This is a genomic window from Polynucleobacter sp. AP-Jannik-300A-C4, from assembly GCF_018688335.1.
In the GTDB taxonomy this organism is placed as follows: domain Bacteria; phylum Pseudomonadota; class Gammaproteobacteria; order Burkholderiales; family Burkholderiaceae; genus Polynucleobacter.
Map to the genome: position 1 here is coordinate 1,282,479 of NZ_CP061316.1, position 23,317 is coordinate 1,305,795.

Annotated in this window: 19 protein-coding genes and 1 tRNA gene; 8 read left to right on the forward strand and 12 right to left on the reverse strand. The window is 45.5% G+C overall.

The genetic code is table 11. The annotated features are described in order from the left end of the window. Window positions 1–74 precede the first annotated feature (74 nt). Both map and FD975_RS06755 read left to right on the forward strand, forming a co-directional pair. On the forward strand, window positions 75–911 hold the full coding sequence (gene map, locus FD975_RS06750; RefSeq protein ID WP_215301295.1) for a type I methionyl aminopeptidase: 837 nt from the start codon (window positions 75–77) through the stop codon (window positions 909–911). Between the two features lie 7 nt (window positions 912–918). Next, the gene (locus tag FD975_RS06755) at window positions 919–3,537 is read left to right on the forward strand and encodes a [protein-PII] uridylyltransferase (RefSeq protein ID WP_371743404.1); all 2,619 of its coding nucleotides are present in this window, start codon (window positions 919–921) and stop codon (window positions 3,535–3,537) included. A 98-nt stretch (window positions 3,538–3,635) separates the two neighbouring features. On the opposite strand, the gene FD975_RS06760 is transcribed toward FD975_RS06755, so the two are convergent. The 4 genes from FD975_RS06760 to smc form a co-directional block, all read right to left on the reverse strand. Next, window positions 3,636–4,229: an SHOCT domain-containing protein gene (locus FD975_RS06760; RefSeq protein ID WP_215301298.1), complete on the reverse strand. Its 594-nt coding sequence runs from the start codon at window positions 4,227–4,229 to the stop codon at window positions 3,636–3,638. A gap of 257 nt (window positions 4,230–4,486) precedes the next feature. Beyond that, complete coding sequence (ligA, locus tag FD975_RS06765) at window positions 4,487–6,502, reverse strand: NAD-dependent DNA ligase LigA (RefSeq protein ID WP_215301300.1); 2,016 nt, start codon at window positions 6,500–6,502, stop codon at window positions 4,487–4,489. Window positions 6,503–6,511: 9 nt separating this feature from the next. Continuing rightward, window positions 6,512–7,588, reverse strand: coding sequence for a cell division protein ZipA C-terminal FtsZ-binding domain-containing protein (locus tag FD975_RS06770; protein WP_251371167.1), 1,077 nt, complete (start codon window positions 7,586–7,588; stop codon window positions 6,512–6,514). Then, the gene (gene smc / locus FD975_RS06775; protein ID WP_215301302.1) at window positions 7,589–11,110 is read right to left on the reverse strand and encodes a chromosome segregation protein SMC; all 3,522 of its coding nucleotides are present in this window, start codon (window positions 11,108–11,110) and stop codon (window positions 7,589–7,591) included. A 174-nt stretch (window positions 11,111–11,284) separates the two neighbouring features. Here smc and dapD point away from each other — a divergent pair, with 174 nt between their 5' ends. The 3 genes from dapD to prmB are packed head-to-tail and all read left to right on the forward strand — an operon-like array spanning window position 11,285 to window position 14,206. Further along, window positions 11,285–12,112: a 2,3,4,5-tetrahydropyridine-2,6-dicarboxylate N-succinyltransferase gene (dapD, locus tag FD975_RS06780; protein WP_215301303.1), complete on the forward strand. Its 828-nt coding sequence runs from the start codon at window positions 11,285–11,287 to the stop codon at window positions 12,110–12,112. Between the two features lie 9 nt (window positions 12,113–12,121). Next, window positions 12,122–13,273: a succinyl-diaminopimelate desuccinylase gene (gene dapE, locus FD975_RS06785; RefSeq protein ID WP_215301305.1), complete on the forward strand. Its 1,152-nt coding sequence runs from the start codon at window positions 12,122–12,124 to the stop codon at window positions 13,271–13,273. A 36-nt stretch (window positions 13,274–13,309) separates the two neighbouring features. Then, the gene (gene prmB, locus FD975_RS06790; protein WP_215301306.1) at window positions 13,310–14,206 is read left to right on the forward strand and encodes a 50S ribosomal protein L3 N(5)-glutamine methyltransferase; all 897 of its coding nucleotides are present in this window, start codon (window positions 13,310–13,312) and stop codon (window positions 14,204–14,206) included. 14 nt (window positions 14,207–14,220) lie between these two features. Here the strand turns inward: prmB and radA are convergent, their stop codons facing one another. From radA to FD975_RS06805, 3 genes are read right to left on the reverse strand one after another with little or no spacing between them, the layout of a single operon-like run. Then, window positions 14,221–15,585, reverse strand: a complete 1,365-nt coding sequence (gene radA, locus FD975_RS06795; RefSeq protein WP_215301308.1) for a DNA repair protein RadA — start codon at window positions 15,583–15,585, stop codon at window positions 14,221–14,223. A 45-nt stretch (window positions 15,586–15,630) separates the two neighbouring features. Beyond that, window positions 15,631–16,140 carry a hypothetical protein gene (locus tag FD975_RS06800; RefSeq protein WP_251371168.1) on the reverse strand — a complete coding sequence of 170 codons (510 nt, stop codon included), beginning with the start codon at window positions 16,138–16,140 and terminating at the stop codon, window positions 15,631–15,633. Beyond that, window positions 16,137–18,077 carry a potassium transporter Kup gene (locus FD975_RS06805; RefSeq protein ID WP_215301310.1) on the reverse strand — a complete coding sequence of 647 codons (1,941 nt, stop codon included), beginning with the start codon at window positions 18,075–18,077 and terminating at the stop codon, window positions 16,137–16,139. Before FD975_RS06805 ends, FD975_RS06800 begins: the two co-directional genes overlap by 4 nt. Window positions 18,078–18,231: 154 nt before the next feature. Here FD975_RS06805 and FD975_RS06810 point away from each other — a divergent pair. Both FD975_RS06810 and FD975_RS06815 read left to right on the forward strand, forming a co-directional pair. Next, window positions 18,232–18,308, forward strand: a tRNA-Met gene (locus FD975_RS06810). A 173-nt stretch (window positions 18,309–18,481) separates the two neighbouring features. Beyond that, on the forward strand, window positions 18,482–19,450 hold the full coding sequence (locus FD975_RS06815; RefSeq protein WP_215301311.1) for a tripartite tricarboxylate transporter substrate binding protein BugE: 969 nt from the start codon (window positions 18,482–18,484) through the stop codon (window positions 19,448–19,450). Window positions 19,451–19,592: 142 nt separating this feature from the next. Here FD975_RS06815 and FD975_RS06820 read toward each other — a convergent pair whose 3' ends face one another. The 3 genes from FD975_RS06820 to FD975_RS06830 all read right to left on the reverse strand — a co-directional run bounded on the left by FD975_RS06820 (window position 19,593) and on the right by FD975_RS06830 (window position 20,949). Further along, complete coding sequence (locus tag FD975_RS06820) at window positions 19,593–19,874, reverse strand: hypothetical protein (protein ID WP_215301313.1); 282 nt, start codon at window positions 19,872–19,874, stop codon at window positions 19,593–19,595. 10 nt (window positions 19,875–19,884) lie between these two features. Continuing rightward, the gene (locus FD975_RS06825) at window positions 19,885–20,418 is read right to left on the reverse strand and encodes a hypothetical protein (protein ID WP_215301315.1); all 534 of its coding nucleotides are present in this window, start codon (window positions 20,416–20,418) and stop codon (window positions 19,885–19,887) included. A gap of 180 nt (window positions 20,419–20,598) precedes the next feature. Beyond that, the gene (locus tag FD975_RS06830) at window positions 20,599–20,949 is read right to left on the reverse strand and encodes a hypothetical protein (protein ID WP_215301316.1); all 351 of its coding nucleotides are present in this window, start codon (window positions 20,947–20,949) and stop codon (window positions 20,599–20,601) included. Window positions 20,950–21,143: 194 nt separating this feature from the next. Between FD975_RS06830 and FD975_RS06835 the strand changes: the two genes are divergently transcribed. Beyond that, complete coding sequence (locus tag FD975_RS06835) at window positions 21,144–22,670, forward strand: glycosyltransferase (protein ID WP_215301318.1); 1,527 nt, start codon at window positions 21,144–21,146, stop codon at window positions 22,668–22,670. A 55-nt stretch (window positions 22,671–22,725) separates the two neighbouring features. Here the strand turns inward: FD975_RS06835 and FD975_RS06840 are convergent, their stop codons facing one another. Together FD975_RS06840 and FD975_RS06845 are read right to left on the reverse strand one after the other, a co-directional pair. Further along, window positions 22,726–23,118 (reverse strand): type II toxin-antitoxin system HicB family antitoxin, encoded by a 393-nt coding sequence (locus FD975_RS06840; RefSeq protein WP_215301320.1) that lies wholly within the window; start codon window positions 23,116–23,118, stop codon window positions 22,726–22,728. Further along, a complete protein-coding gene (locus FD975_RS06845) occupies window positions 23,115–23,309 on the reverse strand; it encodes a type II toxin-antitoxin system HicA family toxin (RefSeq protein WP_215301323.1) in 195 nt (64 codons plus the stop codon). The genes FD975_RS06840 and FD975_RS06845 overlap by 4 nt, the downstream gene beginning before the upstream one ends. Window positions 23,310–23,317: the final 8 nt, after the last annotated feature.

Below are 23,317 nucleotides of genomic sequence, written 5' to 3' on the forward strand. Positions count from 1 at the left end.
TCAAATCGACTATTTGCCCAATTTTTGAGCACTACGGATCTACCAAAAACTGCCAAGTCGTTGATAATCAAGGCATGAATAGTGTATTTACTGCCGAAAAAGACATCCAAGGGATGCGCGAGGCTGGCCGCCTAGCCAGTGAAGTTCTTGATCATGTTGCTCCGCACGTCAAAGCGGGTGTGAGCACTGCCGAATTGGATCGCATCTGCCACGAATACATGCGAGATGTTCAAAAGACCATTCCAGCCCCATTGAACTACCAACCGCCTGGCTACCCACCCTTTCCGGCATCCATCTGCACTTCGGTAAATGATGTCATTTGCCATGGCATCCCCGGCGAAAAGATTTTAAAGATTGGTGATGTCGTGAATCTCGATATCACTGTCATTACTCCGGATGGCTACTACGGCGATACCAGCCGTATGTTTATGGTTGGCGAGGTTTCCGTATTAGCCAAACGTCTTACTCAAATTACTTTTGAATGTATGTGGCTTGGCATTGCACAAGTGAAGCCTGGTGCTTCGCTTGGAGATATTGGTCACGTCATTCAACAGCATGCTGAAAATGCTGGCTACTCCGTTGTCCGTGAATATTGCGGTCATGGCATTGGCAAAGTGTTTCATCAGGATCCACAGATTCTTCACTATGGCCGCCCTGGTACTGGTGAAAAGTTAAAAGAAGGAATGACCTTCACTATTGAGCCCATGATTAATGCTGGCAAACGTGATATTCGCACCATGCCAGATCAGTGGACAGTGAAGACTAAAGATCGCAGCCTCTCTGCACAATGGGAGCACACGCTTTTGGTAACGGCTACTGGTGTTGAGGTACTTACTTGGTCAGAGGGCAGCAATCCAGCTCCTGATTGCGTTAAAGGTCTTACATTTAGACCAAACCTAGCTAACGCTTAATCTCTAAATTAGTTCAAGCGCAATGGGTGAACCTCTAGCAGCTATGAAGCCCATTGTAGATATTGCCAGCTTAAGAACTGCTCGAGAGCTGGTTTATGCTGATTTTCGCGAGCATCAAGTCGTTGGGCGATTAACCAAGCAACTGAGCAAGCTCAGCGATGAGCTCCTTGTGAGTTTATGGAATTCATGTGACCTTGATTCAGATGCTGCTTTGGTCGCAGTTGGAGGCTTCGGCAGAGGAGCACTGTTTCCCTACTCTGATATTGATATTCTGATTTTGCTACCTGAGGATAAGCAATTCTTTGAGGAAGTGTTGGCCGCAAAGATTGAAAAATTTGTGGCGCAATGCTGGGACACTGGTTTAGAAATTGGCTCCTCAGTCAGAACTGTTGCTGAATGTGTATCCGAGGCAGAGCAAGACATCACTGTTCGCACCTCTCTATTGGAGTCGCGACTCATTTGCGGTAAGAAAGCCCTCTTCAAAGAATTTGAATCCGTTTATGAAAAAACTTTAGATCCAAAGTCGTTTTTTCAAGCCAAGCTAGCAGAGCAAATTCAGCGTCACTACAAATACCAAGATACACCCTACTCTCTAGAGCCCAATTGCAAAGAGAGTCCTGGTGGCTTGCGTGACTTACAGGTCATCTCCTGGGTCAGTAAAGCAGCGCACCTAGGCAATACATTTAAAGATCTCAGTCTTGCTGGTCTAGTTACTCAACGTGAATTAACTGAACTCAATCGTAACCAGCGTTTTTTAGAAACTCTACGTGCCAATCTTCATCTACTAGCTAAACGTAGGCAAGATGTATTGGCCTTTGACTTGCAAGCGCCCCTTGCAGCAGCGATGGGGATCAAAGAAGAGTCCTCTAGGTTAGCTAGTGAGGCCATCATGCGCCGCTACTATTGGGCGGCTAAGGCAGTGAATCAATTGAATGACGTACTGCTGCAGAACATTGAAGCACTACTCTTTCCCCAAGAGTCCAAAACAACTCATGCGATTGCTGGTGAAGGTAATGAGTGCTTTATTGAGCGTCAAGGTGTCTTGGATATCACCGACCCCCAGTTGTTTCAGAAACACCCAGAACAAATTCTGCGTACCTTCTTGGTGTTTGCACAAACAGCCAACGTCAAGAGCTTATCTGCAACGATCTTTAGAGCGCTATATAACGCGCGTCAGAAGATGGATAGTAAATGGCGCAAAGATCCAGTCAACCGCGCACTATTTATTGAGATTCTAAAAGAGCCAGAAGGAGTGAGTCGAGCCTTCCAACTCATGAACCGCACCAGCGTACTTGGTCGCTATCTACCCGCCTTCAGAAAAATTGTTGGTCAAATGCAGCATGACTTATTTCACGTCTATACGGTTGACCAACACATCTTGATGGTGCTGCGTAATGTGCGTCGCTTTATGGTGGTCGAGCATACGCATGAATTTCCCTTCTGTAGTAGCCTGATTGCCCACTTTGAAAAGCCCTGGCTGCTAGTTATTGCCGCCCTCTTCCATGACATCGCCAAAGGACGCGGTGGTGATCACTCTGAACTTGGCAAAGCAGATATGCGCAGGTTTGCAAAAGATCATGGCTTAGATAAAGCAGATACCGAGTTATTGGTATGGTTGGTTGCAGAGCACTTGAATATGAGTCAAGTAGCTCAGAAACAAGACATCACAGATCCAGAAGTAGTGCAGGCGTTTGCTAAAAAGGTAGGTGACGAGCGCCATCTCACAGCACTATATTTATTAACTGTTGCCGATGTCCGAGGAACTAGCCCTAAAGTCTGGAATGCCTGGAAGGGCAAACTATTAGAGGATCTCTATCGCGTCACCTTACGTGTATTGGGTGGCGCAAAACCAGATGCTTCTTCCGAGCTTGCACAGCATCAAGAGGGATCTCGCGCCAAGCTACGTCTCTATGCAATTGAAGATTCTGCTTACGAGAATTTATGGAAGCAGTTAGATGTTGCCTTCTTTTTGCGTCAAGATGCGGCAGATATTGCTTGGCTTACACGCCATCTCTACAACAAGGTGGATAGTGAAATTCCTGTAGTACGGGCTCGCCTCTCTCCAGTGGGCGAAGGCTTGCAAATTGCTGTCTATATAAAAGATCAGGAAGATCTCTTTGCTAGAATTTGCGCCTACTTTGAGCGCCACGGCTTCTCGATTTGGGATGCCCGCATTCATACAACGAAGCATGGGTATGCACTGGATACTTTCCAGATCTCTGGTAGTAATTTAGTTGATGAAGGCGGCAGTTACCGCGACCTCATTCAGTTAGTTGAATATGAGCTAACAGCTGCATTGCAAAACAATGATCCTTTGCCATCTCCCAGCATGGGAAGACTCTCAAGACAGTCTCGCACCTTCCCAATCCAACCACGTGTGCACATGATTCCGGATGAACGCGGTCAATACTATGCGCTCTCCCTTTCAGCAAGTGATCGCACCGGACTACTTTACGCAATCTCTAGAGTCTTGGCTAAGCACCAAGTCTCATTACACACTGCACGCATCAATACCTTGGGCGAGCGCGTAGAAGACGTTTTCCTATTGGATGCAGCTAACTTGAGCAAGAATCCAAAGCTACAAATCCTGCTAGAGACGGACTTGCTAGAGGCATTAGGAGCTTAACTAGCTTTACCTAGCCGTACTGACTTAGAAGCAGTTTTTAATGCAAAAAATCTCAAAGAGAATATTGAATCCCAGTCACAAGAGGAAAAGGGGTTCTATTACATATTTTTTAAAATTTCTGCCTTCTTCTTGGCATATTCTTGATTCGTAATTAAGCCTTTTTGTAGCATCAAATTTAACTCTTCTAATGTTTTTAACGCATTGGAATTCTTTGCGCTTGCATCGGAAGACACGCCTGTAGTGTAGCTAGATTTAACAGGGTTAACTTGAGGGGCTGGGGCTGGAGTTGGGACAGGAGCAGGTTGCTCACCAGTTTCATTGGGGGTATTTGGTTGATAAGGAGCGGGAGGGCAATTACGATCTACGCCCATTTGCTGTAAACGATCATATCTCGCTTTAGCCGCACGCTCTTCTATGGTTGGCGTATCACCTATGTTCATAAAAAACCAGGGAATCCCAAGAGTAAAAATTCCAGCTACCCCCAGTGCAGCGTTGGTACCGGTCTGCCGATTTTTATCCCCGTTCGCCTGCAGTTGTGCAGTAATCATTTGCTGCATTTCATTCGCAATAGCATCACAACTCAAAGTACTATCTCCAGCTTGAGCAACAGGAACAGTAATGGGAACGGTGGTGGTGCAAGCCACAGAAATTAGTGAAATGGCTACTATGCTCACTGTAATCTTTTTAATCATTCCCTGCTTTCGTGATATTTGTTGCACTTAACATTGCCAAAACTATTTCGCAATATTTAATGGATTTTTAACTCTTGGAAAATTTCATAATTATTTGGAATTTATCATACAAATTCACCACCCGCCTTTGTTTACGTCTATAGAGAATTAGTATTGTTGTGGTAGACCCAAGATTCAGAATAAAAATTGCTATAAATTAGTTTGAATTGCTTTGCAATTAAACAGATTCCTCATCTTCCTATCCAGGAGTGGAGAACTTAACTTAATAAGCTGAGCATTGCGGTCTCATCAATAACGGGAATGCCAAGCTCTTCTGCTTTAGTGAGTTTGCTTCCCGCGTCTGAACCCGCTACTACATAGTCTGTTTTCTTGGAGACTGAACCTGCAACTTTTGCGCCTGCTTTTTCAAGAAGATCTTTGGCTTCATCTCTTGTCATGGTTGGAAAAGTACCTGTGAGTACGAAGGTTTTTCCTGCAACGGCGGCACTGATGACTTTCTCTTCGACGGAGAGTTGCATACCTGAAGCCAAGAGTTGCTCAATGACTTCGCGGTTATGAGCCTCTTCCATAAAGCTGGTGATGGAGTCGGCCACTACAGGGCCAACATCTTTTACTGTTAGTAAGTCTTCGAGCGTAGCATCCATCAGGGCATGCATGGACTGATAGTGATTAGCCAGATCTTTAGCAGTGGTTTCACCGACGTGACGAATGCCCAAGGCAAATATAAATCTGGCTAGAGTCGTGTTTCTAGATTGGTTGATTGCTGCTATAAGATTATCGGCAGACTTTTCACCCATACGCTCCAAGTTGGCGATTGCAGTAAAACCAAGGCGATAGAGATCAGCTGGCGTTCTCACAAGATTCTGATCAACTAACTGGTCAACAATCTTCTCTCCTAGACCTTCAATATCTAATGCGCGTCTATGTGCAAAATGAATTAATGCCTGCTTACGCTGCGCGCCGCAGAATAGTCCGCCACTGCAACGTGCGACTGCTTCGTCTGCCAAACGCTCTATATGTGAGTCACATACGGGGCAGTTTGTTGGCATTACAAATTCTGTTGCATTGGCAGGTCTACGCTCTTTAACCACTGAAACTACTTCAGGAATCACATCTCCTGCCCTTCTAACGGAAACAGTATCGCCAATACGCACATCTTTACGTTTGACTTCATCTTCATTATGGAGAGTAGCGTTCGTCACGGTGACTCCACCTACCTCCACGGGAGCAAGCCTTGCCACTGGTGTGATGGCGCCTGTACGCCCTACTTGCACATCAATGCCAAGTACGGTTGTTAAGGCCTCTTGTGCTGGAAACTTATGAGCCAATGCAAATCGTGGGGCTCTAGAAACAAAGCCCAACTTGGACTGTTCTGCAAACGAGTTGACCTTATAGACCACACCATCAATATCGTAAGGCAAAAAATCACGCTTGGCACCAACTACCTCATAGAAAGCCAATATCTCATCTACAGATTTGAGTACTCGGCGCTCCGAACAAACTGGTAATCCCAGCTTGGCATAAGCATTGAGTAATTCTTCATGCGTTTTTGGGAGCCAAGATTGTGGTTCTAGCGCTCCAAGTCCATAAGCAAAGAATGAGAGCGGTCTTTTGGCGGTGATCTTGGAATCGAGTTGGCGCAGACTGCCCGCTGCAGCATTGCGGGGATTGGCAAACTCTTTTTCACCTTGAGATACTGCTTGGGCATTCATTTTCTGGAAGTCTTTGAGGCACATAAAGACTTCACCGCGTACCTCTAATACAGCAGGAATATTGTTACCAGATAGTTTTAATGGAATTGCACGAATAGTTTTGATGTTCGCTGTGACATCTTCACCGCTAGCACCATCACCACGCGTAGCAGCCCTAACTAGTGAGCCATGCTCGTAACGAAGTGAGATTGCTAAGCCATCAAATTTGAGCTCGCCCGCATAATCCACTTGGTCAAGATGAAGACCTTCACGACAACGGCGATCAAAGGCAATGAGCTCGACATCTTCAAACGCATTGTTTAAAGACAGCATGGGCACCGTATGTGTAACCGAATCAAATTCCTTAAGTGCCGTGCCACCAACTCTTTGGGAGAGCGAATCAGAAGTAAGCCACTCAGGATGAGCAGCCTCAATATCGATCAACTCTCGATAAAGACGATCGTATTCGCTATCAGGGACTATTGGATTATCTAGAACATAGTAGGCATGCTCTAAGCGTGCTAACTCAGACTGTAAAAATGCGTAGCGATCCGCTAAATTTGTCGGACTAGAAGACGACAAAACAATTCCTTAGCTAAAAAGTCTACTAGCAGCAGAAGATCCGGCAGGAACACCACTTCTCTCAAGGTTCTCGTATAAACCATCAAGATGCTGACGAATGCTTTGAATTGAAATATCAGACAAGTTGATACCGTTGTCATCCACTAATCGTCCATGAGCGGCTTGTGCAATTTCAAGGCCCTCTGAAAGCATGCGCTCGAATGGTTTCTCGTCAAACGAAATTAAAGGTAATTCTAGGAGCAAAGTCAGCTGCTGCACTGGCTGCCCAGGATTCAGATCAGTGCTACTGAAAATAGGCGCACGATTACTAAAGTAATCGTAAGTCCGGCCACTACGTGACAAGATGAACCCACGTTGATTCATGAGTGAATCTAGCTTAGTCCAAGCGCACGCTTCATCGAATAGCACATTGATACTCAATTGAATATCACTTTCTGCTGCCATAGCATCTAAATCTTTTGCCTTCTCTAGCATCGTACTAACACTTGGCATATCAATTTGGGCACCTAGCGTTAACGCTAGTGCTTGAGCTCTGGAGCAAAAATCAGACAGCTCTAGTACACCTATTGGTCCACGACGACTTGCTAACTGAATAGCCAACTGAAGCTCTGAATAGGAGGAGTCCGACTCAAGCAAGCCCCACCCCTCAGAAGAATTCAGATCGACGTTTAAACCTTCACACATCCAGCGAGCCGAAGATGGTGTAGACAAATCATCCCAAGAAATCATTTCTTTCAGAATTTCTGATCCAGTGATCGGCTGAGAGAAGCGAAGAGTAATAACGCAATCAATTCTTGGATCAATAGAAAAGCTGGCCGAGTCAGCCTTCACTGGCAAGCTTACTTCTTTAAAAGTTGGCTCAAGCTGCTCGCCGGTAATTGGATCAGCAAAGCCAGATCCAAAAGTAGGTTCACGTGCAACACGCTCAGCAAGGTAATCCTCTGCTTCAGCCCTTGCTTTACGGAGTGCACGAGCGTACTTCACATTCAGAATAGCTACTGCAATCAGAATCAATAGGCCAATAACAGCCAAAGCAAACTGCAAGTCAGACAAGCCCAGCGTTGTCATGAGTTGCTCTAGATTCACTTAAGCTGCCTCCACCATAGAAACTGCAGAAGAAATATCCACCGCCACGATACGCGATACGCCCTGCTCTTGCATGGTGACACCAATCAACTGATGCGCGATTTCCATAGTGATCTTGTTATGTGAGATGAATACAAATTGAGTCTTACTAGACATTTTGGCAACCATCTGGGCATAACGCAAGGTGTTCGCGTCATCCAATGGGGCATCAACCTCATCGAGCAAGCAGAATGGGGCCGGATTAAGAAGGAATAATGAGAAGACTAGGGCAATTGCGGTTAAGGCCTTTTCACCACCGGAGAGTAAATAGATTGAACTATTTTTCTTGCCAGGAGGCTGAGCCATAACCTGTACGCCTGCATCCAAGATTTCTTCACCAGTCATCACCAACTCTGCATGACCTCCACCGAATAGTTCAGGGAACAGTTTTCCAAAATGGGTATTTACTTGGTCAAAAGTGCCTTGCAATAGATCACGGGTTTCTGCATCAATCTTCGCAATCGCATCAGTCAATGTCTGCATCGCTTCATTTAAGTCAGCCGATTGGGCATCGAGGAACTGCTTGCGCTCACGTGAGCTAGAAAGCTCATCTAAAGCAGCCATATTCACTGGGCCTAGAGATTGAATTTCTGTATTCAGGCGATTCACTTCGGTTTGCAAAGCTCCAACCTTGAGGTCAGGACTAAAGCTAGCTTCTAATGCAGTGAGGTCTGCTTCGGCATCTGAAAGTAAGGTTGCAAACTGTTCAAAGTTCAAGCGAGCAGCCTGTTCACGCAACTGTAAATCCACCACCTTGTCGCGCATTGGCTGAAGACTGCGCTCAATCTGTAAGCGCACTTCATCCGCTTCACGTAGTTGATGTAATAAAGCGTCTTGTTCAGTACGGGCATTTGCCAGTGCAGCCTCACGAGCACTACGTGCCAACAATAAGCCCTGCAATTTATCTTGCGCTTCATCATCGCTGAGAGTTTCAAGTTCTTGCTCAGAGCTAGCTTGCTTATCCTGAATCTCCATAATCTGGACACGCGCTGTACTTTGATCACGCTGCAAATCCGCAATACGCTGCTGTAAAGATCGGGTTGCAAAAGCTGCCTCTTGAGCTGACATCTCAGATGAGCGTAAGGATTCGCGAAGACGATCACGTTCTTGAGTGGCTAACTCAAGCTTCTCCTGAGCAATCGCCAGATTCTCTTGTAAGCCTTGTTTAGATTCTTCAGACTGAGCGAGCTCTTCTGCTGATTGCTCTTGAGTTTGAGTTAGCTGCTCCATTTGCTGGCGCAACTCACTTAACTCACCCTGAATTTGCTCAGCGCGCTGGCTGTACTTTTCTTCAGCTTGAGTTAACTGCATTCTTTCCACTTCAAAGCCATGCACTTCTTGTACAGCTTGTTCTGCAGCAATACGAGTTTGCTCAGCAGTTTGATGGGCAGCCTGATAATTAGAGACGCATTGATCCAACTCACCTTGCAACTCACTCTGAATTAACTTTTGTGCACGCAATTGCTTTTCGAGACCTTCCATCTCTTGAGCACGCGCCAACATACCAGCCTGCTCAGAGTCTGCAGCATATAACTGCACACCCACACGGCTCACCAAATGGCCTTGTTGGGTGACGAAAGCGCCTCCTGCTGGCAACTTCTCGCGACGATGCAGCGCATCTTCCAAGCTATTAGCAATGTAGATGTTATCTAACCACTCTTGCAATACGCCTGCAACACGCGGTGCGCCTGCGCTCTGAACTCGAGTCAATAGTGGCGTGAAATCAGCCGGCACAGTAGTGTGCGCAGGAGAAATATCTTCTGTTAACAAAATAGCTAAACGGCTTGGGGGAGCATCATTGGCTAAAGCTAGAGTTTCTTGGACACTCTTCGCCGTTACCGCCGCTAAGCGCTCACGTAATACGGATTCCAAAGCAGCTTCCCAACCACTCTCCACCTTGAGCTCTTGCCAAAGACGCTTGCTCTCTTTTAAGCCTTTGCTCTCAAGCCATGGACCAATCTTGCCCTGCGCTTGAACGCTGGCCTGCAATGCAGTCAGTGCAGTTAATTTAGCTTCAGTTTGAGCCAATTCTTGGTTAGCTGATTGAATCTGCTGTTGCGCAGTATTACGAGCTTCATCAGCAGCTGGAACGCGCTGTTGTGCTTCACCGGCTTTTTGTCTTGCTTCATCAACTTTTCGCTGAGCCATTGCGTGGCGATCAATTGCCATTTGTAATGCTTCAGCATCCGGTCTACGCATGCCAGCAAGTTCAGCCTCAAGACGACTATCGCGCCCTTTGAGCTCTTCTACTTGAGTGGTAATTGCTTTAACGCGTTCACCTAGACTTGCTAAGCGCTGATCGATGGTTGCCAAGCTCTCGCGGGCATCATTGAGTTCTCGTGAGTAGACTTGATAGGACTCTTCGCGAGCTGGCATCTGCTCTTGCAAGCCAGATAATTCCGCTATTAATGTTTGCTCTTTTTCTGCAGCCAGGCTGAGCTCTTGCTCTGCAGTGCGTTGAGCTTGTGCAGCATCTGTTTCTTGCACAGTCCAGCGCTGTAATTGAGCTAGTAAATCTTGGGATTGCTGTTGTAGACGCTGACGTGCTTCTTGCACATAACGAATCTGTGACTCTACTTGGCTGACATCAGCGTTGGTTTGATACAAGTCACCTTGCGCTTGAGAAACCTTATCTTGCAATGCGTACTGTTCGGTGCGCATGGTCTCGAGCTCAGTTTCAGCATGACGCATTTTTGCCGTCTGCTCTTCCAAATGGACTTGAGTGTCACGAATGCCATTGGCATGACGCTCCTGCTCTTTGCCAGCCTCAGTCTGACGCACAAACCAGAGTAACTGTTGCTGAGATTTCATCTCTGCAGAAAGTTCAGCATGACGCTCAGCTACTGTAGCCTGCTTTTCTAAACGAGTGAGTTGTTGATCGAGCTCACGCAGGATGTCTTCTACGCGTACTAAATTTTCTTTGGTGTCTTCAAGTCGAGAGGCGGTTTCTTTGCGACGCTCTTTGTATTTTGAAACGCCTGCAGCTTCTTCCAAGAAAACACGCAGTTCTTCTGGCTTTGCTTCCAAGATGCGGTTGATCGTGCCCTGCCCAATAATCGCGTAGCCTCTTGGGCCCATGCCCGTGCCCAAGAAAATATCTTGAATGTCTTTACGACGGACAACTTGATTGTTCACGTAGTAGCTCGAGTTGCCATCACGAGTCAATACGCGTTTCACGCCCAGCTCAGTAAATGCACTCCACTGCCCTTGTGCGCGACCATCTGAATTGTCAAAAATGAGTTCTACACTGGCACGCCCAGAAGGTTTACGCAAACCAGAGCCATTAAAAATAACGTCCTGCATGGATTCACCACGCAACTCACTGGCTCGGGACTCCCCCAAAACCCAACGTACTGCATCAATAATGTTGGACTTTCCGCAACCATTAGGACCCACAACGCCGATCAATTGACCTGGCATTTCAAATTGGGTCGGATCGACAAATGACTTAAAGCCGGAAAGTTTGATGGATTTCAGTTGCACGGCGTACTTTGCAGGGAAAAAGGGGGTTCAAATAAGGGGGTAAAAATTATTACTAAAGTGGGAAGATGATAGCAAGCTTAGGTCTACCTACACGGGTTTTTGCCCCACCGATATAATGATTAATCTACTTCCAGGGGCAAAACCCCTTAACAATCTGATAGTTAACTAAAAAGCATGAGCCAATCACCACAAAGCATCATCGAACAAGCCTGGGAAAACCGCGCAAACCTGTCCCCTGAGGCCGTTTCTGGAGAAATCCGTAACGCCGTCAATGCCGTCCTAGAGGGTCTCAATACAGGCAGTATTCGCGTAGCGGAGCGCCGTAGCGTTGGCAAATGGGAGGTAAACCAGTGGGTGAAAAAGGCAGTTTTGCTCTCTTTTCGCCTAGAAGACAATAAACCAATGGGTGCTGGTGGCTATACCCAGTTCTACGACAAGGTTCCTAGCAAGTTTGAGCACTACACCGCTCAAGACTTCGCCAATGGCGGTTTTCGCGTAGTTCCTCCTGCAATGGCTCGTCGTGGCTCATTTATTGGTAAAAATGCTGTTTTAATGCCTTCCTACGTCAATATTGGCGCTTATGTCGGTGAAGGCACCATGGTGGATACCTGGGCAACAGTAGGTTCATGCGCCCAAATCGGTAAAAACGTTCACCTTTCTGGCGGCGTTGGCATTGGCGGTGTTTTAGAGCCGATCCAAGCTGGTCCAGTGATTATTGAAGATAACTGCTTTATCGGCGCCCGCTCAGAGGTGGTTGAAGGTGTGGTGATTGAAGAAAACGCCGTGCTCTCAATGGGTGTTTATATTGGTCAAAGCACCAAGATCTACGACCGTGAAACCGGTGAAATCCATTATGGCCGTGTCCCAGCAGGCTCTGTTGTGGTGCCAGGCTCACTTCCATCAGCTTGCGGCAAGTACAGCTTGTACGCTGCAATCATTGTGAAAAAGGTAGACGCTCAAACTAGAGCAAAAACTGCCATTAACGAACTATTGCGCGATTAAGTCGGATCTATGAGCGCTACCCTTGAGTTAACTGAAGCCCTCATCTCCTGCCGCTCGGTCACCCCAGCGGACGGAGGCTGTCAGGACCTCATAGCCCACCGCCTTCAAGCAATTGGGTTTCATACAGAAAGCGTTATTAGTGGTCCCGAGAATTTCCAGGTCACCAATCTTTGGGCAATCAAAAAAGGTACATCAGGCGATCAAGGTGAAGTCTTAATGTTTGCCGGCCATACTGATGTGGTGCCTACCGGCCCATTGGAAAAGTGGACTAATGATCCATTTACCCCAACCATTCGGGACGGCATGCTTTATGGCCGTGGCGCTGCCGATATGAAGACCTCACTGGCAGCCTTTGTCGTTGCTACGGAAGAATTTGTCATCACTCATCCCAATCACAAAGGCTCTATTGCTTTTTTGATTACCAGTGATGAAGAAGGTCCAGCAAACGATGGCACCGTCATCATGTGCGAGCGTTTGCAAAAGCATGGGCAACGTTTGGATTATTGCGTGATTGGTGAGCCAACCTCAGTAGATAAATTAGGCGACATGATTAAAAATGGTCGTCGTGGCTCGCTCTCAGGCAAGCTTCGAGTCAAAGGTATTCAGGCGCACATTGCCTACCCTCACCTTGGTAAAAATCCAATTCATATTTCAGCACCAGCAATTCAAGCATTAGTAGAAACCGAGTGGGATAAAGGCAATCAGTATTTTCAGCCTACCAGTTTTCAGATTTCCAATATTCATGCTGGCACCGGTGCCAACAATGTCATTCCTGGCGAGCTAGCTGTAGATTTCAACTTCCGCTTTTCCACTGAAAGTAAGCCAGAAGAATTACGCAGTCGTCTAGAAGGAATACTTACTGACGCAGGTCTCGACTTTGAAATTGATTGGGTCTTGGGTGGCAGCCCATTTATTACTGGCGATGGTGCCCTTGCTGGCGCCCTCCGCAAAGCCATCAAATCTGAAACCAAAATTGATACAGAACTATCTACTACCGGCGGCACCAGCGATGGACGCTTTATTGCCAAGATCTGCAAAGAGGTGGTCGAGTTTGGCCCGATTAATGCGACGAGTCACAAAATTGATGAGTGTGTGAATGTGGACGATGTTGTACCACTCAAAAATATTTTCCGTAAGACTCTCGAACAACTCATTGCTTAAACATATTCAGTCAATTACTTCCGATACAAATTCCTAATGGACCCTGCGCCCCAGCAATCTCTATCACTTGATCAATGTATTGATCAAATTGCACAACGACTAGAGGCAGCAGATTTGCATTATGGGCATGGTGCGATTGATGCTGGGAGCGAGGCTCTGTGGATTGCTAGCAAACAGCTAGACCTCAGCCCTGCTGATGCACTCGATCACCTAGAGCGAATCATGACTGCCGAGCAAATTGCTAAGGCTTTTGAGATTACACAAACTCGCATCTCTACACGCAAGCCCTTGGCCTATATCTTGGGTGAAGCCTGGTTGATGGGTGTGCCTTTTTACTCCAGCGAGCAGAGCATTGTTCCCCGCTCATGGATTGCAGAACTCATTGTGGATGGCTCACTTGAGCCTTGGCTGCCCGCTGATGGTAAAGCCTTGGATCTCTGCACTGGTAATGGCTCTCTAGCGATTTTGCTAGCCTTATCTTGCCCAGATATTCACGTGAGCGCTTGCGACATTAGCCTACCTGCATTGGCAGTGGCATCACGTAATCTCGATCGCCATGGCCTTACTTCGCAGGTAGAACTTTTTGAGGGTGATCTCTGGAATGCACTGCCAGAGCCTCATGAAGATAATCTCTTTGACCTGATCATTTGCAACCCGCCTTATGTCAATGCGGATTCCATGAATGCCCTGCCTGCTGAATATCATGCAGAGCCTGCTTTAGCATTAGCAGGTGGCGCTGATGGTATGGATCTGATTCGTAAGATTATTGCTGGCGCTCCGGACTATCTCTCTGAGCGTGGCGCCATTCTGATCGAGATTGGCAATGAGTATGAGCACTTTAAAAAGGCATTCCCACAGATCCCCGTCATTTGGATGGAAGTGTCTGCAGGTGATGAGCAAGTCCTACTTATTCAAGCGGAAGACTTGCACTAACCTTTTTGCTTGCTTTAACTCAACTCTGCTGCCGCAGAGATAGCCTGATCAATACGCTCTACTGGTATCACTCTTAGTCCTGGAATCTTTGTCTTCGGCATATTTGCCTTCGGAATGATTGCCACTGTAAAGCCGAGCTTAGCCGCTTCTTTCAAACGCTCTTGACCACGTGGGCATGGACGAATTTCTCCAGCCAAACCAACCTCACCAAAGACAATCAACTCTTTAGGTAAGGCTTTATTCCGAATCGAAGATTGAATAGCCAACAACACTGCCAAGTCAGCAGCTGGTTCTGAAATCTTCACGCCACCAACTGCGTTTAAGAAGACGTCTTGATCAAAACACGCTACACCAGCATGACGATGCAAAACTGCCAAGAGCATTGCAAGACGAGCTTGCTCCAGTCCAACTGCCAATCTTCTTGGATTAGGGATATGCGCTGTATCAACTAATGCCTGAATTTCTACCAAGAGTGGACGGCTACCCTCTTGAGTGACTAACACGCAAGCACCAGGCACCATCTCCGCATGCTGGGATAGAAAAATTGCAGAAGGATTAGCAACTCCGCGCAAACCTTTTTCAGTCATAGCAAAGACGCCGAGCTCATTGACTGCACCAAAACGGTTTTTAATCGAGCGCACCAATCTAAATGAGGAGTGTGTATCACCCTCAAAATAGAGCACTGTATCCACAATATGCTCAAGCACACGGGGACCAGCTAAATGACCGTCTTTAGTTACGTGCCCCACCATCAGGACACAGATGCCACTGGATTTAGCAGCTCTCGTCAGTTGCGCGGCACACTCGCGCACTTGCGCAACAGAACCAGGGGCAGAACTCAGCACTTCTGAGTACAAGGTCTGAATAGAGTCCACCACTAAGACCTGCGGCTTGACGGTATCCATGATGGATAAGAGCTTTTCTAACTGTATCTCAGCGAGGACTTCCAATTGAGGGGCATCCAGTGCAATACGTTTTGCTCGTAAAGCAATTTGCGCAGCTGACTCCTCGCCACTACTATAAAGAACATTCATGCCTGCAGCACTCATCTCAGCGAGTGCTTGCAGCAGTAAGGTTGATTTACCAATACCGGGATCACCACCCAATAGAACAACCCCGCCAGGAACTAATCCACCACCCAGCACACGATCAAACTCTTCGACACCAGTACTAAAACGTGGGAGATCTTCAGCACTGATAGCGGAAAGTTTTTGACGCGGAAGTGACTGCGCTAAACCCTGAAAACGAGTGTTGGAGCTCACCTCAGGTAAACCTTCTTCTAGCGTATTCCATGCCTGGCATGAAGGACATTGTCCTTGCCACTTAGCAGAGGTTCCACCGCATGACTGACAGATATAGATTGTTTTAATCTTGGCCAAAGTATTACCTAGTAATTAATAAATGAATGCAGCAGTCAAAATCATTTAATCGAGCTGCGTGCCCGCTTTATTCTCTTGAGCGCGCTTAGGTGCATCTTTGCGGCGTTGCTCTACATCTGCTGCACGAGCAGCTGCTGCCTTTTGTTTCTCTTCAAATTCTTTCTGATTGGCCACACGCTCAGCCGCTTTTTCAGCAGAGGCACGTTCAGCAATCTTCGCGACATCGCGCTGATCTTTAATACTGGAACGCAACTTACGCTGCACTTCATGTAACTCGACTTCTTGCACACGAATCGGATCAATCTCTTTACGATATTGGGCACGAGAATCTTTCAGGCAACTATTGACCCAATACTTTTGATAGCACTCAGAGTTGGTTTTTTCCCAGCGGTATTTAGCCCAGTCGCGCTGCAACTCTAGCTCTCGTTCAATTTTGTCGAGTTGCTCTAGCTGAGCCTCTTCAGCAGGCGTAGCCAGCACTGAAGGGCTGAAGGAGCACACCAACAGGAATGTCCCAACAGAAAATAATGCACGCACAGAACCGAGCTTTATCAAATCTCCACCTTTGCACCTAACTCAACCAAGCGATTGGCAGGAATCTTGAAAAAATCTGAGGGCTTTGCGGCATTTTGCATCATCCAACCAAACAACTTCTCCCTCCACAGCGCCATCCCAGGATTCGCCGATGGAACAATGGTGTCACGAGACACAAAGAAAGAAGTATCCATCACATTAAATTCAATATTTTCTTGTTTTTGCAGGAGCTCTAAAACTTTATTGATGTCTGGCGACTCTTTAAAGCCATGCACGGCCCTGACCAAGTAAACGCCACCCCCTAGATCTTTCATCGTGATGCGCTGATCATCATTCACGTATGGCACATCCCAGGTACTTAACTTAATAAAAAAGATACGCTCATGCATTACGCGGTTGTGCTTGAGGTTATGGAGCATTGCCACTGGAACATAGTCCACATGGGCTGTCAAAAAGATAGCAGTCCCCTCAACACGATGGGGTGGATGAGCTAGCAGGCTACTCACAAATGCTTGCAATGGAATAGACCCTTCTTCCACTTTAGCGCGCAACAGTTTGCGTCCTCGATACCAGGTTATCAAGCAAGTGAAAATGACTAAGCCTAAGAATAGCGGGTACCAACCACCATCTTTAATTTTGATTAAATTCGCAGTCCAGAAAGCAAAATCTAAGATAAAGAAAATAATCGACAAGCCCAGTACCAGGAAGATATTCATCTTCCACTCGCGATACATAACCACTCCCAACAAGATTGCAGTAATCATCATGGTAGAGGTAACTGAAATACCATAAGCTGCAGCCAGATTGACTGACTCTCTAAATTCAATAATCGTCACTACGACCATAAACAAAAGAACCCAGTTCACGACCGGAATATAAATCTGCCCTTGCTCTGAATCAGAGGTATGCATGATCGTCATGCGCGGCATAAATCCAAGCAAGATTGCCTGACTTACTAAAGAGTACGCCCCAGAAATAACTGCCTGAGAGGCGATCACAGTAGCTGCAGTCGCCAAGCCCACCACTGGCCATAGAGCCCACTCAGGAACCATTAAATAAAATGGATTGGAGACTGCTTCTGGGTTTGACAATAAGAGTGCGCCCTGTCCCAGATAATTAATCAAGAGGCTTGGTAGAACCACAATGAGCCAAGCGTAGCGCACGGGGCTTCTACCAAAATGGCCCATATCCAAATATAAGGCCTCGACCCCAGTTACCACCAGCACTACAGCACCCATCACAATATAAGCGGTAGTGGGATGATCAACAATAAAATGGACTGCGTATATTGGGTTGATTGCCCCAATAATTTGTGGCGCTGCGCCTATATTAATAGCCCCCAATACCGCAAGCGTAATAAACCAAGTCAGAGTGACTGGGCCAAAGAGATTGCCAACAGCTGCAGTACCGTATTTTTGGATTAAAAATAAAGCCACCAAAATTACTAGAGAGATCGGGATAATATATTTATGCAAACCAGGCGCTGCAATTTCAATACCCTCAACAGCAGATAAAACTGAAATCGCTGGAGTAATTACAGACTCGCCAAGCAGCATGCATGCACCAAGCATGCCCAAGATCATAAGAAAGAAATATTTCTTAGACTTACTATCAAAAGTACGTAGTGCTAAGGCCATCAGTGATAAAACACCACCTTCACCTTTATTGTCAGCGCGCATCACAAACAGCACGTACTTAAAGGTTACGACCATGATCAAAGACCAGATCATCATGGCAATCACACCAAATAACGCCTCTGGTGAAAATGTAATGCCGTGTTCTGGGTCAAAACATTCTTTGAGCGCGTACAAAGGGCTCGTACCAATATCACCGAACACCACTCCGATGGCAGCAATCATCATTGCCCCAAGACCCTTTTTATGGTCATTGTGATCATCGTGCAGCTCAACCGGTTTTAACAACGTGGAATTAGAAAACTCAGGGTTACTAATTGACATTTAAAAGGCCTTGGTGGATGTTGCGTGGCAATATATTACTCCTTATGCAGCTTGACTCAGATGACTTATTTATCCTAAAAAGCCGTTTTTTATGCTGAATTTAAAGGTCTCCTCGACAGCAAGGGTCAAAAAATGGTAGAATTTCAGCTTCAGACGCGGGGTGGAGCAGTCTGGCAGCTCGTCGGGCTCATAACCCGAAGGTCGTAGGTTCAAATCCTGCCCCCGCAACCAGTATTACAGCTCTAAGCCCTTATTTATAAGGGCTTTTTGCTTTTATGGGGTTTTGAGTTCACTGCTTGCCCCAAATTAGTGAAAGATCTATTTCGTTACTCTCCGTCGTCTAATATCCTAAAAGCAGGGATTAATTACCAGTCCTCATGCACTTCCTAATTGGAGAATAAGTAATGACATTAACAAGTAAGTTGATCGCGATAGTCTGTGGCTCACTCATTAGCTTTGGAGCGATCGCTCAAAACTACCCTAACAAACCTATCAGAATTGTTGTTCCATTTGCCCCCGGCGGGAGTACCGACATCATCGCACGCAGCATGGCTGAGCCATTAAGCAAGCAACTTGGTCAATCTGTCATTGTGGAAAACAAAGCTGGTGGTGGCGGCTCTGTTGGCGCACTAGAAGTGGTACGTGCTCCGAAGGATGGATACACACTAGGTATGGCCACAATTTCTACTACAGCCTCTAATCCAGCAATTAATACTAAGATTGGTTACGACCCACTGAAGGACTTCACAGCAATTACTAATATTGCTGCGACACCCAATGTGATTGTGGTGAACCCATCATTCCCAGCAAGGGATTACAAAACCTTTATTGAGGTCATCAAAAAGAATCCTGGCAAATATTCCTACGCGAGCTCAGGTACTGGTGGTATTGGCCATCTGCAAACAGAGTTGTTTAAGAGTTTGACTGGAACATTTATCGTTCACATTCCTTACCGTGGTGCAGGCCCTGGCCTCGTTGACGTTGTTGCCGGTCAAGTACCCATCATGTTTGACAACCTACCTTCTGCCCTTCCCTTCATCAAAGATGGTCGTCTCATTCCAATTGTGATTGCGGCACCAAAGAGAATTGCGCAGTTACCTAACGTTCCAACGTTTGCTGAGGTAGGCTTGGCACCAGCAAACAGAATGGCTTACTACGGTCTTTTAGGACCTGCAGGCCTGCCTAAAGATGTAGTGGATAAAATTTATGCAGCAGCTCAAAAAGCAGTCTTAGATCCTGCCGTGAGAAAGCGTATTGAAGATACTGGCTCCATCATTAACGTGAATGGCCCTGAGGCCTTCTCCAAAGAAATGGCTGCAGAGCTTGCAACCTACAAAGGGGTTGTTGCTAAGCAGAAATTAGAATTAGAGTGATCAATACATTATTGAAAAACAGCTAAGAGACTGACCCAAATCAAGGACAGTTTTTTTGGTTGGCTTGAGGGATTGAGTGCAGAGATTAACTGGACTCAATCCTTTTTTACTTTAGTGGCAAGCACTACATCATGAGACTAGCTCAACTCAATCCATCGACATCTCTTCCAGATGCGTGCAAAGCCTTTTTGCAGAGTGGGCAGATAATGCCATCCCAATCTTTCAATGAGTTAGCCTCATTACATTGACTGCAATTTAAACGCTCACTCAACCCAATTGAGTTGGGAACCGTGTACTCAGCAACAGCATGGCACTTCTGGCAAAACTTGACGACATGGGTAAAGTAGACATCCCTCCCCATGCCAAAGGAGCTAATGCAATTAAACCCACAAGCTCGACAAGCAAAGCGATATCTAGCTGTCATGGCAATGGATTTATTTATTTAAGGCATCAAGGAACTGCATCTTGAATTGATTCATCAATAGAGAACGCTCCTGATTTGCAACACCAATAGTAATTTTTTTATAAATCAAATCGTCATACACACGATCAATTTTTGTGAAATAGTTTTGATACACCTTACGAAGTGATGGATTTTGAATTTTCATTGCAATTTGCCTGCACTTTTGGGTTTCTCGCTTGAACTTTGAAAGTAGCACTGTCTCATCTGTAGTTAATTTATTTGGGGATGAGTACAAAAATTTAGAGCTTGGGTTCGCAGAGTCTAGGGCAAAAATTGTGCCGTCAATCGATTGAGCAGTTTTACCCTCATTAACCGCCTGAATGCATTGAGCAATCTCATTTTGAATATCATCCCTTGGCTTTGCCGCAGAAGCACTCTTCGAGGGTGAAATTAATGGTTTAGATTGAATGTTCGCTACATTTGATTGTGTGGAAACATGTTGATTGCTAGCACAGCCGCCCAAAAGCACCAAAGCAATAGAGCTGATTAATAATATTTTTTTCATTTTTGACCCAAATATCCAATGCAAATAACTTCATTAACGAAGTGTTGCAAAATTAGTAAAGGCACTCGTAAGCAAAAATTAGGAATACGAGAGCTCTAAAAAAGCCTGCCATCCATGCATTTGCATGGCATAAGCGCGTTGCGACCTAATGTCGCCAAACAGATAACAAGCTAGAGGGGATTAGGATTTGGGCGGCTTGTAGGGGCAATCGGCTATATGGCCAAGCACTAGCCTATCCTCAGAGAGGTTATACGCAGATCGAAAATCTGGAGAAGACGGGAGATCTAATGATGTGCTTCCCACATTTCCCGTGACGTGGGACATCAAAAATAATGTGTAAACAGGCTCTTCATCGCTTGCTACTTCAGCTGCAGATAATGAATTTGAACTGAGCTCAAGATTCGTGCAGCTAGACGAGTACAGGCAAGCGCGCTCTACCGCACTCTGAATAAAAATATTTCCCGCCATTACTTTGAAGGTAACAATGAAGATGCAAATAGCAAGAATTAAATTTTTCTTATTAAAGAACATTGCAAAGATTTTATACTTTTTGATACATATGCAATTTCATCATACAAAAAATCATGCTCTGATCAATTGATAATTCATCAGTTGTAAAAAAATCATGCACTTAGAGCCCTGAAAGACGACTAGCAAGCAGAACCATGGAAGTTCAACATTCACTAGGTATACTTTGACTTCAGATATCTCCACAGGAGAAGAGCATGAAAGTATTTCTAATGCGTCTATGGAGAAAATTAAATTATTTTCTTCGCACTCAATCTCAAATTGCAGTTCAGACAAGCAAAGAGGTTTTGCGCAGACAAGAAACATCCAATCCAACAAGCGTCTTACATCAAGCACTTTGTAGCGTTGTCATTCCAGCGCTGAACGAAGAAAAAGCGATTGAGTCGGTTATTCAATACGCGCAAAAGGATACCTTCACTGGGGAAGTCATTGTGATTGATGACAGCTCGATTGATAACACAGCCCAAATAGCCCGATCTGCTGGAGCACAAGTACAGAGGAGCTCAATGCTAGGTAAAGGCGCTTCAATGCTTGATGGTGTTCAGATCGCAATGCATGAGTACATTGTTTTTTTAGATGGCGACCTATCAGGCCTAGAAGAAAATATCATTGCAAAAATGGTAGCACCATTGATTACAGATGACGCTGACTTTGTAAAAGCAAAATTTGGTAGGGGCGGTGGACGAGTTACTGAACTAACTGCCAAACCCATGCTCAAAGTATTTTTTCCAGAACTAGCTGGGATATCTCAACCACTCGGTGGAATTATTGCCGCCAAATCTTCTTTACTTAAAAAGCTCACTTTTGAATCTGGCTATGGTGTAGACATTGGTCTTCTTATTGACGCTCATCTTAAAGGGGCACGTATCTGCGAGGTAGATATTGGTTCTTTAGAGCATGATAGTCAGCCTTTGGTAGACCTTACAACCATGGCCAATGAAGTAGCTCGCGTGATTCATCATTACTCACGCCATGCTGGAAGACTACATGTAGAACAAATCTCTGAGATGTATGAGGAACAAAGACTTGCCTCAGCCTCATTTGATTACATCATCAATCGCCGCAAGGATCGTCGCAAAGTAGTGCTATTAAATATGGATGGCACCATCACACCAAATCAATTTATCCAAGATTTGGCAAGCTTTACTCATACCGAGGAAACTTTGGGAGCCATACTGAATCTTTATCAAAATGATGCCGTTATTCGTGAACAGAAAGTTGCAGAAATTTTCAAATTTACCCATCGAACTCAATTTGAAAAAGTAGCAATGTCGATGCCTATCAAACCTGGTGTCGTTGAATTTGTAAATCAAATGAAGCGCAATGGCTTTATGGTTGGACTGATATCTGATAGTTACTTTATTGCCGCTGAAATCATGCGCAAGAGAATTTTTGCAGATTTTGCAATTGCTCACACTCTGAGATTTAGAAACGATATTTGTAGCGGAGATTTAAATTTCAATAAAGACTTTTTCCCTGATCGTAGTCATGGGAATTTGCAACCCTGCAAAAGTAATGTGATTAAACGATTTCTCTCCAAAAACAATAAACCAAGTTTCACTGAAGTTTGGGCTATTGGGGATCGGTTAAATGATCTTGATGTGCTTTTACTAGCTGATAAGGCCTTTGTGATCGACCCCAAGTCTCCAGAGCTATTGAAGCACAAGCATATTAAACATGTTTCTTCGTTTGAGGATTTATCTCAAGTTGATGTCATCGTTTAAATGGCTTTGAGCTCTCTCAATTAGATGGGCGTGCCCAAGGATTCCAATTGCCAACTCAAGCAGTTAATGCCAAATGTGCAATGAATGCGGATCTGTTTTCTCCGGCTTTTTTTGCTTTTGCATCCAATCTAGCCAATACCCTTTTTGGAAGGGTGATATTTATTCGCTCTATTTCATCAGAAAGCAATGCTGGATCAATCTCTACAATTGCCCAAACCCACCCTTTAAATTCTTTCCGCTTTTGCAATTCCCTCAGTGAGCTTGGTTTTGGTATTTCTTGATTATGCCCCAAAGCAAGCTCAATCCAAATCTCTATAGCCTCTTTTGCGTTTTCTATAGCTTCATCAATATCTCTATCTCCAGCTGAGAAACAGCCTGCCAAATCTGGCACAACGACACCCCAGGCTTCCTTGCTAGATCCCGGCTCAATTGCAATCGGATATTTCATTTATTACCCCTCTTGATATCTGCCTGTTTTAATATTTTTTCCACTAAACCAAGACCCAAATCCTTTTTAGGATGAGGAATGCAAATATGCCCATCCTTTGTTCTGTGAATGAAGATATGATGCGAACCCCTCATCCTACTGAGTACCCACCCGTCACTCGTCAATAGCTCAATTAGTTTTTTACTGTGCATCGATCCCC